Annotated in this window: 9 protein-coding genes; 4 read left to right on the forward strand and 5 right to left on the reverse strand. The window is 70.3% G+C overall.

Translation table 11 applies throughout. The annotated features are described in order from the left end of the window. Positions 1 to 42 precede the first annotated feature (42 nt). The gene (locus FB475_RS35305; RefSeq protein WP_238332638.1) at positions 43 to 1,632 is read left to right on the forward strand and encodes a right-handed parallel beta-helix repeat-containing protein; all 1,590 of its coding nucleotides are present in this window, start codon (positions 43 to 45) and stop codon (positions 1,630 to 1,632) included. Here FB475_RS35305 and FB475_RS35310 read toward each other — a convergent pair. Further along, complete coding sequence (locus FB475_RS35310; RefSeq protein ID WP_141862668.1) at positions 1,629 to 3,005, reverse strand: mannitol dehydrogenase family protein; 1,377 nt, start codon at positions 3,003 to 3,005, stop codon at positions 1,629 to 1,631. The two genes, FB475_RS35305 and FB475_RS35310, sit on opposite strands and share 4 nt — an antisense overlap. Continuing rightward, complete coding sequence (locus FB475_RS35315; protein ID WP_141862670.1) at positions 3,002 to 4,030, reverse strand: LacI family DNA-binding transcriptional regulator; 1,029 nt, start codon at positions 4,028 to 4,030, stop codon at positions 3,002 to 3,004. The genes FB475_RS35310 and FB475_RS35315 overlap by 4 nt, the downstream gene beginning before the upstream one ends. 182 nt (positions 4,031 to 4,212) lie before the next feature. Between FB475_RS35315 and uxaC the strand changes: the two genes are divergently transcribed. After that, complete coding sequence (gene uxaC / locus FB475_RS35320; RefSeq protein WP_141862672.1) at positions 4,213 to 5,625, forward strand: glucuronate isomerase; 1,413 nt, start codon at positions 4,213 to 4,215, stop codon at positions 5,623 to 5,625. A 25-nt stretch (positions 5,626 to 5,650) separates the two neighbouring features. Here the strand turns inward: uxaC and FB475_RS35325 are convergent, their stop codons facing one another. After that, on the reverse strand, positions 5,651 to 7,114 hold the full coding sequence (locus FB475_RS35325) for a hypothetical protein (RefSeq protein WP_141862674.1): 1,464 nt from the start codon (positions 7,112 to 7,114) through the stop codon (positions 5,651 to 5,653). Positions 7,115 to 7,261: 147 nt separating this feature from the next. On the opposite strand from FB475_RS35325, the gene FB475_RS35330 reads away from it, so the two are divergent. Next, on the forward strand, positions 7,262 to 8,782 hold the full coding sequence (locus FB475_RS35330) for a right-handed parallel beta-helix repeat-containing protein (protein ID WP_141862676.1): 1,521 nt from the start codon (positions 7,262 to 7,264) through the stop codon (positions 8,780 to 8,782). Here the strand turns inward: FB475_RS35330 and FB475_RS35335 are convergent. Both FB475_RS35335 and FB475_RS35340 read right to left on the reverse strand, forming a co-directional pair. Then, positions 8,768 to 10,051, reverse strand: coding sequence for an O-antigen ligase family protein (locus FB475_RS35335; RefSeq protein ID WP_141862678.1), 1,284 nt, complete (start codon positions 10,049 to 10,051; stop codon positions 8,768 to 8,770). The genes FB475_RS35330 and FB475_RS35335 overlap by 15 nt on opposite strands. After that, entirely contained in the window at positions 10,051 to 11,655 is a 1,605-nt protein-coding gene (locus tag FB475_RS35340; RefSeq protein WP_141862679.1) for a Wzz/FepE/Etk N-terminal domain-containing protein, read from the reverse strand. The genes FB475_RS35335 and FB475_RS35340 overlap by 1 nt, the downstream gene beginning before the upstream one ends. Positions 11,656 to 11,844: 189 nt before the next feature. Here FB475_RS35340 and FB475_RS35345 point away from each other — a divergent pair, with 189 nt between their 5' ends. Next, positions 11,845 to 14,064 carry a LamG-like jellyroll fold domain-containing protein gene (locus FB475_RS35345; RefSeq protein ID WP_141862680.1) on the forward strand — a complete coding sequence of 740 codons (2,220 nt, stop codon included), beginning with the start codon at positions 11,845 to 11,847 and terminating at the stop codon, positions 14,062 to 14,064. The last annotated feature ends 114 nt before the right edge of the window (positions 14,065 to 14,178 follow it).

Below are 14,178 nucleotides of genomic sequence, written 5' to 3' on the forward strand. Positions count from 1 at the left end.
GGGGGTGCGCTCAGGGCTACCTGTGCCACCGGAGGCTCCGCTATGAAGAAGGCAGTTCTGGCAGTTGTTGTCGTCGGCACCAGTCTGGTTGCTGTCGGCCCATTACCCGCGAACAGCGCACCGCCTGACGACGAGCCGCAGGTGGTGACCACGCCCCCACGGGACGGGTCCTTTCGGACCGGACCGGCGGTGGCGCCGTCGTGCACCGGGGTCACGATCGGTACGGACGACGATGCCGCCGCGATCGTCGACCAGGCGCCGGCCGGTACGACGTTCTGCTTCACTGCCGGCCTGCACCGGATCAGCAAACCGATCCAGCCGAAGGCGAATCAGGTGCTCGCCAGCGACCGCGGCGCCGTGCTCACCGGCTCCGTCCCCCTCACCCGCTGGTCACCCTCGAACACCACCTCCCCGGCCGGCGTGAACCGTGCTTGGGTGACCACCGGGGTGCTGCCGCCGGCGTACCCGCGGACCGGGCAGTGCGAGGACAACCAGGCGAACATCTGCTACCTCCGCGAGCAGGTGTTCCGCGACGACACGCACCTGACCCGGGTGGCATCCCGCGAGAAGGTTGCCCCCGGCACCTTCTACGCGGACTACGCGGCGAACGCGGTCTACCTCGGCGACTCGCCGTACGGGCATGCGATCGAGATGTCCAGTACGCCGACCGCGATCGAGCCGGGTGGCAACAACGTGATCGTCCGCGGGTTGACGATCGAACACTTCGCCACTCCCCCGCAGGGCGGCGCGATCGTGCTCGGGCTGGGCTGGCACGTATACGGGAACGACATCGGCTGGAACCACGCCGTCGGAGCGATGCTGATCAACGCCGACAGCGCCGTCCTGGAGCGGAACCGGATCCACGACAACGGGCAGCTCGGCGTCGGCCAGTACAGCACGCTGAAGGGCACGATCACCGCCAACGAGGTGAGCGGCAACAACACCGACGGATTCTGGATCGCGGACTGGGAGTCCGGCGGGATCAAGACCACCTGGTCGAGCGGCGGTTCGGTGAGCGGCAACCTGATCGAGGACAACCTCGGTGTCGGGCTGTGGAGCGACGCGTACGACGACAGCCGTACGTTCGCCAACAACCAGATCGCCGACAACGCCGCGGACGGGATCCGCTACGAGATCGGCCGCAACGGTGTGATCGAGGACAACGTGATCAGCGGCAACGGGTTCGGCACCGGCCGCGGTTCCGGTACGTCGCTGTGGGACGGCGGCGGGATCAACGTGAACACGTCGTCGAACGTGCAGGTCCGCGACAACATCGTCGCGAACAACGTGAACGGGATCGCGATCCAGTCCCGGACCCGCGGCTCCGGACCGTGGGGGACCAACGTGCTCCGCGACATCGTGGTCTCCGGCAACCGCGTGACCATGCGCGGCGGGACCACGGCGACCGGCATGGTGCAGAACGCCGGCGCGGTGATCCCGGCCGGCGAGGTCACGATGAACGACAACTCCTACATCCTGGACAGCCTCGGCGCCGAACGGTTCCAGAAGACCGGTGAGTGGTACACCGCCAAGCAATGGCAGAACACCGGCCAGGACACCACCAGCCTCTTCACCATCGGCAAGGCAGTCCTGGACGCCACCGGCATCCTGACCGTCCTCCCGGCGAGCTAGCGCGTCAGAGCCGTTACGTGGTTGACGAGGAGGCCACGGAAGACGTCCGAGTCGCGGAGGTCGGGCGTGAAGATCGTGTCGACGGCCCGTAGGGCGTCGACCAGTTTGGCGGGGTCGGTGATACCACTCACGGCGGTCTGCAGGCGGGCGGCCTGGGGATCGTCCAGGTCCGGGGTGCGGAGCACGTAGACCATCCAGGCAGCGACGGCCAGGGAGATCACCTCGGGCTCGGCGCCGGTGGCCAGGCGGTCCCGGACGGTGCCGAGCATCCGGACCGGGAGTTTGACCGAGCCGTCCATCGCGACCTGGCGGGTGCGGTGTTTGAGGGCCGGGTTCTCGAAGCGTTCGAGGACGGTGGCGCCGTACGCCGTCAGGTCGAGGCCGTCGGGTGCGGTCAGGGTCGGGATGACGTCCTCGGTCATCAAGCGGCGCGCGAGGCCGCCCAGCTCGTCGTCGCGGACCGCCTCGGCGATCGTCTCGTAGCCGCGCAAGGCGCCGAGGTAGGCGAGCATCGAGTGGGTGGCGTTGAGCATCCGCAGCTTCGCCTGCTCCCACGGCGCGACGTCGGACGTGAGCACCGCGCCGCCCCGCTCCCACGCGGGCCGCGCACCGGCGAAGTCGTCCTCGATCACCCACTGCAGGAACGGCTCCGCCACCACCACGGCCTCGTCCCGTACGCCGAGCATCCGGGCGGCGTCGTCGCGGTCTGCCTCGGTCGTCGCCGGGACGATGCGGTCCACCATGCCGGCCGGGAACCGCGTACCGTCGAACGCAGGCGGGACTTTGCCGAGCGCCTCGATGTAGTCGGTCATCAGCCTGCGCAGGAACGGGCCGTTGGCGACCAGATTGTCGCAGGACAGGATCGTCAGCGGCTCGTCCCGCCGGGCGATCGCGGCCGCCAGCTGGCCGATCACCGTGCGCGGCGGGCGGCCGGTCAGGTCGGCCTGGATCTCCGGGTCGTCCAGGTTGAGCCCATCGCCCGCCGCCCGGTACCCCTTCTCGGTCACGGTCAGCGTCACCACCGAGACCGCCGGGTCCGCGATCCGCGCGACCACCGCTTCGGGGTCCTCGGGCGCCGTGAGAACGTCGCGGACGCTGCCGATCACCTGGATCGACGGCTCGCCGAGGCCGCGTTCGAGGACGGAGTACAGGCCGTCCTGGGGCGCGAGCTGGTCGCGGACCGTGGTCGAGCGCTGGCTCACCCCGGTGATCCCCCAGCGGGTCTCGCCGGTCGCGACCGCCGCGCGTTCGGTGACGACGGCCTGGTGGGCGCGGTGGAACGCGCCGATCCCGAGGTGCACGATGCCGACCGACAACGCGTTCGGGTCGACCGCCGGGGCGAGGGGCAGGTTGGTGAGGCTCAGCCTGTTCAAGCGGAACTACCTTTCGATCCGTGGGTTCTTCCGTCACCCGGGTCACGAGCCGGTCCGGTCGAGTCCCGGACGATCAGTTCCCCGTGCAGGTCCCGGTGTGCCGCAAAGGCGGCTGACGGGTCGTCGAGCATCGCGAGCAACAGTTCGACCGCGAGCCGGCCGGCCTCCTGCGTCGGCAGCCGGACCGTGGTCAGCGCCGGCCGGGCCATTCCCGACATCGCAATGTCGTCGACGCCGACGACGCTCAGGTCGCCGGGCACCGAGATGCCGCGGCTGTGCAGCCGGGCCAGCAAGCCGACCGCGACCAGGTCGTTGTACGCGACCACCGCGGTGGCACCCGTCGCGACCACCTGGTCCGCGGCCGCCATACCGCCCTCGTAGGTCGGGGCGAAGTTGCCGACCGGCACGAGCTGGGCGCCGAGCGCCTCGGCGGCGTTCCGGAGACCGAGGCCGCGGTGCTGCGTGGACCACGACGACGCCGGTCCGCCCACCCAGGCGATCCGACGGTGGCCGAGGGCAACAAGATGGGCGACGGACTGACGCATGCCGTCCTCGTTGTCGAAGTTGATCCCCGGCAGGCCCTCGGCGGCGCGGTTGACCAGCACCACGGTGGTCTCCTGGGCGATCGCCGCAAGCTCGGCGTCACCGGCACGCGGCGAGCACAGGACGACGCCGTCGACCTGCTTGGCCAGCGCCCGGACCAGCCCGGCCTCGACGCCCGGGTCCTCGTCGGTGTCCGCCACGAAGACCGCGACATCGTGGCGACGGGCGCGGGCCTGCACGCCCTTGGTCAGGCCGGCGAAGAACGGGTTGGCCAGATCCGGCACGACCAGTCCGATGGTCCCGGTCCGGCCGGTGATCAGCCCGCGCGCGGCGCGGTTCGGCTCGTACCCGAGCTGTTCGACGGCGGCCGCCACCCGGGCGCGGGTCGTCGCGTTCACCATCCCCGGCAGCGAGAGCGCCCGCGACACGGTCGACGGCGAGACGCCGGCCAACCGCGCCACATCCCGAATCGTCGCCGCCACGCTCACCTCCCGCACCAAGCACCGACCCCGCTCCCCTCCGTCCCGGGCGAAGCGAGGGTGAGGGTGAGCGGATCGAGTCTGCAATCGGTTGCAGCTTGTGTCAAGGACCGGGGTATTGTGCGGGCAGGCATGGACTGCAATCCTTTGCAGTGCTGTTTCACCAACCGCTCATCGGAGGACAGATGCCGAAGGCTTTGCAGCCCCATCCGGACCGAGCCCTGCCGGCCGGCCCGGCCCGTGACGTCGCACGCCGGATCCACGCCTCGACGAAGGACCTGCCGCTGCTCTGCCTGCACGGACACGTCGACATCGGGCTGTTCGCCACCGACGCACCGTTCGGCAACCCGGCCGACCTGCTCGTCGTCCCGGACCACTACGTGACCCGGATGCTGATCTCCCAGGGCGTCTCCCCTGACAAGCTGGGCCTTCCCCGCCGTCACGGTGAGCAGACCGCCCAGGCACAGCCGCGGGAGGTCTGGCGGGAGTTCTGCGCCAACTGGCACCTGTTCCTCGGTACGCCGAGCCGGTACTGGCTGGAGCACGAGTTCGCCGAGGTTCTCGGACTCGACGTCCACCCGTCCGCGGAGACCGCCGACGACCTGTACGACCGGATCATGGCCCGGATCGCCGAGCCCGGCTTCCGCCCGCGCGCGCTGCTCGACCGGTTCAACATCGAGCTGATCTCCACCACCGACGCGGCCACCGACGACCTCGCGCAGCACGCGAGCCTCGACCAGGAGCTGCCCGGCCGCGTGGTCCCGACGTTCCGCCCCGACGCTGTGGCCCACGTCGACCGGGACGGCTGGCCCGGCCTGATCGCGCAGCTCGGCAAGCTGGCCGACGTCGACACCACGACGTACGACGGCTTCCTGCAGGCACTGCGGCAACGCCGGCGGGCCTTCATCGCGGCCGGCGCGCGGGCCACCGATCACGGTCACCTGAGCGCGGCCGCCGTACCGCTGACCGACGCCGAGGCGGCCCGGATCTACGCGGGCGCGCTCAAGGGCGACGTCACGGCGCAGGACGCCCAGGCGTTCGCCGGGCACATGCTGTACCAGTTCGCGGTGATGTCGGCCGAGGACGGGTTGGTCATGCAGCTGCACCCCGGCGTACTGCGCGACCACGACCCGGCGATCTTCGCGACGTACGGGCCGGACCAGGGCCACGACATCCCGGTGGCGGCCGAGTTCACCCGCTCGCTGCGACCGTTGCTCGAGCGGTTCGGGCACGCCGAGGGCTTCCGGCTCGTGCTGTTCACCGTCGACGAGACCGTGTACAGCAGGGAGCTCGCGCCGCTCGCGGGCGTCTACCCGGCCGTACGGCTCGGGGCGCCGTGGTGGTTCCTGGACAGCCCGGACGGGATGCGCCGGTTCCGCGAGCTGGTCACCGAGACGGCCGGCTTCTACAACATGTCGGGCTTCGTCGACGACACCCGCGCGTACCTGTCGATCCCGGCCCGGCACGACCTGGCCCGCCGGATCGACGCCGGGTACCTGGCCAACCTCGTCGTCCAACACCGTCTGGACGAGGACGACGCGCTGCAGGTCGCGAAGGCCCTCGCGTACGACCTCGCGAAGGACACGTACCTCTCCTGACTGCCCGTGGGGGGCAGCGTCGCCGCTAGCGTCCCGGAACGTCCGGTGCCCGCGAGGTCCGGCCGTTGGCCGACCGGCCGCCCGGGCGGTCCGGGTCGGCCACCGCCGGCGCGGACGGCCGGAGCTCACCGGCAGCGGACGATCTGTCCACCGCATCGAGGGTGGAGAAGTACGCGTCGACCTCGGCGACGACCTGCGCGATCTTCTGCTCGCCACCGGCCTTCTCGGACAGCTGGGTGAAGGTACGAACGATGTCCTCAGGCGCGGATCGGTACGACGTCCCGGGTCCCTGGTAGAAACCGCGACGAGCCATCGACGCCGTCAGGTCCGAGAGCTCGAGCGCGGACCCGGTCCGCTCGTTGACCACCCGGTAGTCGCTGCTGCCGACCCCGCCGTCGCGGAACGGCGACGGCTGCACGCCCATCGATCCGTTCGCCTCGATCCGGTAGCGATGGTGATCGGGCCCGACGTACTGCTTGACGGCGAACCGGGCGGACGCCGTGGTCGCGTTCTCGACGGTCACCGCGAGCTCCTCGTGGGTCAGGCCGAGTCTGCGGACCACCTCGTTGTCGCGAGCCAGGGTCCGCAACAGGCTGTCCCGGGGGCCGAGGAATCCTTCCTGCGAACGATTGAAGTCCACCGGTTCCGAGGGCCGATCCGGATCGAACGGGCGCATCCAGGCCTCGAGTTCCCGGACCGGCCGGCCGTCGATCTCGGTCAGGCCGAGGATCCGCTCGGTCTCGTCGCCGGCTGCCGGGGCGTCGGGCAGCGTCACCTCGGGCAGGCCGAGTTCGGCACGCGTCGCGGGGCGCGTCATCTCGACGTCCAGGGGATGGGTGAAGGGCTGTTCCAGTGTGTAGGTCATCCACTCCCCACTCAGCCTGAGTGCCGGCTGCGGACCCCTGTACGTCTGCACCTGTACGGGTCCGACGACGCGGGAACGCCGGATCACGTCATCGATCGCGGCGTTGCCGGTGGGAGTGTAGAAGCCGACCTCGCCGTCGCGCACGACCGCGGTGATCGTGCTGCCGAACCGGCTGTGCCGCCAGATGCCGTCGGAGACCTGCTCGAAGCCCGCGTCAGCCAGTCGAGAGCCGATCGGAAGCCTCGGCGACTCGGCGGCAAGGAGCTTCGACTTGACCGACTCCTCCCAGAGTCCGCCGCTGCTCCCCTCGCTCCAGTGCATGTCGTACGCCTTGTCGGCCGCCTGCCGATCCGGGTCGAACACCCGGTAGGCAAGCATCGGGCCGCGCTCACCAGGCTCGACGACCAGTGCGACCAGCCGCTCGGCCCGAAGGTCCACCCGCGGCGCATGCAGGTGCAGCCCGTCCGCGGCGGTCTCGATCAGGAAACCCGCGCCCAGTGCGAGCTCCGGGCTGATCGCTTCGACCCCCCGAGCATCCCGCTTCGACCCAGCGCCAGACGTCGCGGCAGACGTTGTGGCAGCGGCGCCTCGACGTGACCGCCAGAACCCGGGTATGCGCACCATTGATCGATCCGTCCTAGTACCTGCCCCCGCCGAAGAGCTCAGCACTCTACCGACTCCGGGGTCTCACGCCGCTGCTACTGCGACAAGGTAGGGTCCCCGGAGGTCCGGTTCGCCGAGCGTCCGGACATGCGCCTGGAAGGGACTGAGATGAGGGGTCGTGTGGCCGCGACGGCGGGCGTCGCGCTGGTGCTCCTGACGGGGTGCACCGACGGCGACCAGAACGCCGGACACCCGGCCGGAACCCCCACGTCCACAGTGACGGTCCCCACCGGCCCACCTGCCGCCGCTGCCGCCGTGCTCGGACCGACCGGCCCGAGTACGGCGAAGCCCTGCACAGGTACGGCGATTCCGGTCGGGACCGACCCGCAGCCTGTCATCGACGCCGCCCCCGGAGGCACGACGTTCTGCTTCGCGAAGGGTGTGCACCGGCTGATCCGCGCGATCCAGCCGAAAAGGGGTGACACGCTCGGCGGACAACTCGGCGCGGTGCTGAGCGGAGCCGTCAGGTTGACCGGCTGGAAGCACACCGGCACGAGCTGGTCGGTACACGGTGTCCTACCAAGCCCCTATCCGCTCAAGGGCCAGTGCGAGGACAACAGGACCAACCCGTGTCAACGGGGCGAGCAGCTGTTCGTCGACGGCAAGCACCTGACCCGAGTCATGAGCCTCCAAGAGCTCAAGCCCGGCACCTTCTACGGCGACTACACGACCAACACCGTCTACGTCGGAGCTGATCCGGCCGGTCACGTCGTCGAGATGTCGCGGACGCAGACCGCGATCGACAAGTCCGCCGACAACGTGACCGTGACCGGGCTGACGATCGAGTACTTCGCCGGCCGCCCGCAGGCCGGCGCGCTGCAGGCCGGTCCCGGCTGGAAGGTCGTGTCGAACGAGGTCCGCTGGAACCACGCCGTCGGGATCATGGTGATCGAGGGCGACAACGCCGAGGTCAGCCGGAACACGGTCGCGGAAAACGGCCAGCTCGGCATCGGTCAGTACAAGTCGAAGGACGTCCGGATCAGCGCGAACCTGGTCACCCGGAACAACACCGACGGGTTCTGGATCGCGGACTGGGAGTCCGGCGGGATCAAGTCCACCCGGTCGTCCGGCGAGGTCAGCGGCAACGACGTGGTCGCGAACACCGGCGTCGGGATCTGGAGCGACATCGCGGAGTACGACCGCCGGATCACCGGGAACCGGATCCGGGACAACGCCGCGGACGGCATCCGATACGAGATCAGCTACACCGGCGTGATCGACCAGAACGTCGTCGAGCACAACGGTTTCGGTACCGGTCGCGGCTCCGGCGGCACGCTCTGGGACGGCGGCGGTATCAACGTCAACACCTCGTCCGACGTGCAGGTGCGGGGCAACCTGATCAAGGACAACCGGAACGCGCTGTCGATCCAGTCGCGGACCCGGGGCGAAGGGCCGCGCGGGACGTACGTCCTCAGCAACGTGCTCGTCGAGGGCAACCTGTTCGTGATGACGGACCCGTCGGCGTCGCTCGGCGTGGTCGAGAACAAGAAGTCGCCGACACAGCCGGGTGCGGTCACCTTCCGCCGGAACAGCTACCAGGGCGCCGGGAAGTTCGCTTACCGCGGCAAGACCCTCACCTGGTCGCAGTGGCAGCAGTCCGGCTTCGACCAGGACTCAGTGAGCAGCTAGCGCCCGTCTTCGCTGTCTCAGCCGGTCGGCGTCGCAGATCGCCGCGGCGACCAGCAGGTGCACCGTCATCGAGGACAGGTCGGACAGGCCGCTCTCGTTGAGCGAGGCCGCGGTCACGTACCCGAGCAGCAGCGCGCCACAGGCCCTGATGTACGGCGTGGGCGCGCGCAGCACGGACACCCAGGCCAGGATCAGCGCCAGCGCGACGATCGCGACGGCGAGCAGCCCGGTCTCCCAGTACAGGCCGAGCCAGCTGTTGTCGATCGCCATCACGTCGACGTCGCCCTCGCCGCGGGTCAGCAGGACCCGCTTGTTCCCGAGGCCGTGGCCGATGATCGCGGTCTGCGTCGACACCTTCTCGTCCACGACCGCGTGCCAGCTCGTCGTCCGGCCGCTCAGCGACGTGATCTGCCGGGTGCCCTGACCGCGCAGCAGCCAGGTGTGCAACGAGCCGATGGTCAGGAACGCGAGCCCGAGCAACGCCGGTACGGCGAGGCACGCGATCCGGCCGAGCCACGTCTTCCGGGTGATGATGAGGGCGATCACCAGCCCGAACGCGACCGCCGCGGCCGACGTACGGGTCCGGCTGGCCGCGATCAGTACGCCGCCGAGGCCGATCAGCGCGAACGCCGGCAGCGCCGACAGCTTCCGGGCGAACAGCCCGATCAGCGCGAGCCCGAGCAGGATCGCGCCGACCTCGCCGACCCGCGGCGGCAGCATCGGGATGATGACACCCTGCAGCCGGGACCCGGCGCCGAGCGAACGGAGCGGCCGCCACGCCTGCGACGGCGAGTACGCGAGGCTCAGCACGACGGTTGCCGCCAGCAACACATGGGCCCACAGGTGCGCCCGGACCAGCCGCTCCGGTACCTGGATCAGCGGCCGCCAGAGCAGGAAGACGAAGACCAGTCCGATCAGGAACCGGGCCAACCGGGTCAGCGGACCCATCGGCTCGGCCAGCAGGAACGCTGTCGCGCAGGCGAACAGCACGTACATCACGTAGAGCCAGCTGGCCGGATTCACCCGGGTCCGGAAGCCCGGCCTGGTCGCCGCGACCGCGACCAGGAACACCACTCCGAGCAGCACGCCTTTCGCCATGCTGTTCGTGGACCCCGTCGTACCCTGCGGCGCCGCGACCCGTGACGACCACGGCTGCACACCGAGGACGAACAGGCACCACAGCATCAGCCAGAACCAGGCCGGTCGCTCGTCGACGTTCTCGACCGTGCCTGGAACGGGAGGTGCCAAGGTCCCGAGCGACACGGACATCAGTCCAGCGGCTTGTAGTTCAGCGGGATGCCGAGCGTCTCGTCCTGCGCCGCCGTACCGATCAGCACGACGCCGAGCACCGGAGCGCCGGCGAACTGCAGGGCGCCGGTCAGCCGGGCGACGTCCATCTCCTTGTCGAGGCCGACCTGGACGACGAGCACCGAGGCGTCGACCGCGGCGGCGAGCGGGCTGATCCCGTGCCGCCCGACCGAGGCCGGGCCGTGGATGACGACGGAGTATCCCGGGGGCAGGTCCGCGACGATGCCCGGGACGAGCGACGGCCCGACGGCCTCGGCGGTCTCCTCGTGGTTCAGGCCGGGCGGTAGCACGTACAGGTCGGCGACGGTGCCGGGCCGGAACAGCTTGCGGGCGCGGATCGCGCGGGTCGCGGCCGGCTCGTTGACCAGGTCGGTGAGCCCTTCGTGCCCGGTGAGGTGCGGCAGCACCGGCGGACCTTCGATGTCGGCCAGCACGAGCAGGGTCTCGCGGCCGTCGCGCGCGTTCGCCTCGGCCATCGCGAGCGCGATGCCCGCGGAGTTCGGCGTCGGGGACGCCGACACCACCAGCAACGCTCCGGGGCTGCCGCCCGCGACCGCTCGCGGGTTCAGCTCGCGCCGGGCCAGCGCACCGCTCGCCTCGGCGCCGAGGGCTGTGATCTCGTACTGCGGGAGCTCCGGGGCGGACCGCTGCCAGAACCGGCGGCGATGTCCCTCGGAGGCCGCCATCACCGGCGCGCTGGCGGCCCGGGCCGCCTGGTCGCGGGTCAGGATGTACGGCGTCAGGTGCGACCGGAGCAGGGCCAGGCCGAAGCCGAGCACCAGGCCGAGGATGCCGCCGACCAGGATGTCGCGCGCAACGATCGGCGACGACGTGGCGGTGTCGGTGGTGGCCGGTGTGACGAGCTGGCTCCCGGCGCCGACGGCGGTCAGCGCCTTCAGCATCGCGGCCGCGTCGTCAGCGGCCTGCCGGGCCTCGGTCGCCAGGCCGACGCGCTGGTCGCGGAGCGCCGCCGCGGTCTGGTTGTCGCCGCGGCCGACCGCTTCGTTGATCTGGCTGATCAGGCTGCGGGACTGCTGGGTCGCGGTCTTCGACCGGCCCTGCGCCTGCTCGGCCAGGTTGGTGAGCAGCGCCTTCGCCTCGTTGTTGCGCTGGGTCAGGTAGATCGTGGCGATCGCGTTCGCGCGGTCGACCGCCTGCTGCGCGGTCGGGCCGTCGGTGGTCACCAGGTACGCGTTGTCGGTGACCGCTTTCACCCGGGTCACCGCGGCCAGGCCCTGGATGGTCTTGTCGGTGTTCGGCATGCCGAGCGACTTCACCACCGCGGCGAGCAGCGTCGGGCTGGCCATCACCCGGGCCTGGGTCTCGGCCGGCAGGTCCATGCCGAGCGGGCCGGTCTTGTCGGCGCCGGTGGACAGCTTCCCGACCAGCGCGGGCGGGACGGCCGGGCCGATCACCAGCTGGCTCGAGGCCGTCCAGCGGGTCGTCTGGGAGAGCGCGAACACCGAGGCGCCGAGCAGTCCGAGCAGTACACAGCCGAGGATGAGCCATTTCTGCCGCAACAGTGACTGAGCGGTCTCCCGCCAGACCACAGTGCCGGGTTCCATCTACTACCTCGATCCGCCTCGATCCGCCCCGACCCGCTGGGGGCCGGCGACCCAGGATATCCACAGCGCCGGGTGGCCCGCGTACACGATCCCGCTCCGGTGCCTTACTCTCTGTTCCGGGGGAGCTTCGACCGAAGATCTGGGGTACGGCGCCGTGAGGCGGCGCCGGATTGTGTCCTAGGGGGGACATTGACGAAACGACGGCTGTTCACGCGGCTGGGGATCGCCGGAACCATCCTGGCGATCGCAGGAACGCTGCTCATCGCGCCGCCGGCGCAGAGCGTCGAGGCCTCGCTCTCGGCGGTCAACACCTCGACCTGGCAGACCAACGCCAGTGTCCAGGCGCTGGCGGTCGCAGCAGGCAAGGCGTACGCCGGGGGCCGCTTCACCAGCGTCCGCCCGCCGGGCGCCGCCGCCGGGACCGGTGAGGTGGCCCAGGCGTACCTGGCCGCCTTCGACGCATCGACCGGCGCGCTGGTCACCACCTTCACCCCGGTGCTGAACGGCCAGGTCTACGCGGTCGCCGCCTCGGCGGACGGGTCGCGGATCTTCGTCGGCGGTGACTTCACCACCGTGAACGGCCAGACCCGGAACCGGATCGCCGCGTTCGACACGGCCACCGGCGCCCTGGTGGCGGACTGGAAGCCCTCGGTGTCGTACCGGGTGAAGTCCATCGCCGTGTCCGGGACGACGGTGTACTTCGGCGGCTCGTTCGGCCTGGTCAACGGCCTGACCCGCAACCGGCTCGCCGCGGTCACCACCGACACCGGCGCGCTGTTGCCGTGGGCGCCGGACGTGAACGGCGACGTCTACGCCGTGGACGTCGCCGACGACGCGTCCAAGGTGTACGCGGGTGGTCAGTTCAGTACGGTCAACGGCACCAACCAGAACACCGTGACCAGCCTCGACCCGGTGACCGGCGCCGTGCTGCCCTTCCCGGGCGCCTCGGCCGTGCCGCTGCCGACCGGGTCCTGCACGACCCGGGTGAAGAGCATCGACGCCAGCGGCGACACGGTGTACTTCGGCAACGGCGGTGACGGCGGCGGCTGCTTCGACGGCACCTGGGCGGTCGACATCGCCACCAACACGCTCAAGTGGAAGAACCAGTGCCTCGGTGCGACCGAAGCGGTCAAGGTCGTCAACGGCTGGCTGTACAAGGGCTCGCACGCGCACGACTGCGCCAACCAGGGCGCCGGCGGCTTCCCGCAGGGCTTCGGGTACCACTTCCTGCTCTCGGAGAAGCTGACCGACGGCTCGCTGGGTCCCTGGTTCCCGAACACCGACGCCGACCCGAACAGCGTGACGAACGTCGGCCCGCTGGCCTTCGCGACCGGCGGCAGCGACCTGTGGGTCGGCGGCGACTTCCTGAACGTGAACGGCAGCGGCCAGCAAGGCCTCACGCACTTCACCAACGCCGGCCCCGGGGCCGCGCCGGCCAAGCCCGCCAAGCTGCTGCCGTACAGCGTCCAGCCCGGCGTGGTCCAGATCCACTTCCCGACCGTCGTCGACAACGACGACAGCACGCTGACGTACCGGCTGCTGAAGGGGTTCACCAACACCACGATCGCGACCTGGACGGCCAAGTCGACGCCGTGGGACCGGCCCTGGCTGAGCTACACCGACACCTCCTCGGCACCCGGTGAGGTGACGAACTACCGCGTCGAGGTCAGCGACGGCACCACGACTGTCCGCGGCAACTACTCCGACCCGCTCACGGTCGCCTCGACGGCGTCCACGGCCTACGACCAGATCGTCAACGCCGACGGCCCACAGGCGTACTGGCGCCTCGGCGAGCCCGCAGGTACGACGACCTCGGTGGACTCCTCCGGGCAGAGCAACAACGGCACCTTCACCGGTGTCACGCTCGGCAGCGCCGGTGCGATCGCGGGCAACACCGCGATGACCACCAGCACCAGCACCGGACGGATGGTCGGCGAGAAGGCGTACAGCATGCCGCAGCAGTTCACCGTCGAGGCCTGGGTCAAGCAGAGCGGCTTCAACCGCGGCGGCCGGATCATCGGCTTCGGCAACTCGAAGACCGGGAACAGCGGTGGCGGCGGCGACCGGATGCTCTACATGCGGACGAACGGCTCGATCGTGTTCGGCGTCAACGACGGCGCGCAGCGGACCTTGACCAGCTCGTCCGGGAAGAACGACGGCAACTGGCACCACGTCGTCGGTACCTACGACAACGGCAGCATGAAGCTGTACGTCGACGGCGTGCTGAGCGGCAGTGCGCTCGTCGGCCCCGCGTCGATCTACTACGGCTGGTGGCGAGTCGGGTACGACCTGACCAACTCGTGGCCCGGCGGCGGAGCGACCCAGACCGGTATGGGCATCGACGAGGCGGCCGTCTACCCGTACGCCCTGTCGCCGCTGCAGGTGCAGTCTCACTACGCGGCCAGGTGAAAAGGCTTCTCTGGCACAAAGTCATAACGCGATCAGGGGGCCCGCTTCCGGTGGGCCTCCTGCAGCGCTAGTGTCCGACGCTGGTGCGTGATGAGGCACGCGCTGTGAGGCCCC

This window comes from Kribbella jejuensis, from assembly GCF_006715085.1.
Classification (GTDB): domain Bacteria; phylum Actinomycetota; class Actinomycetes; order Propionibacteriales; family Kribbellaceae; genus Kribbella; species Kribbella jejuensis.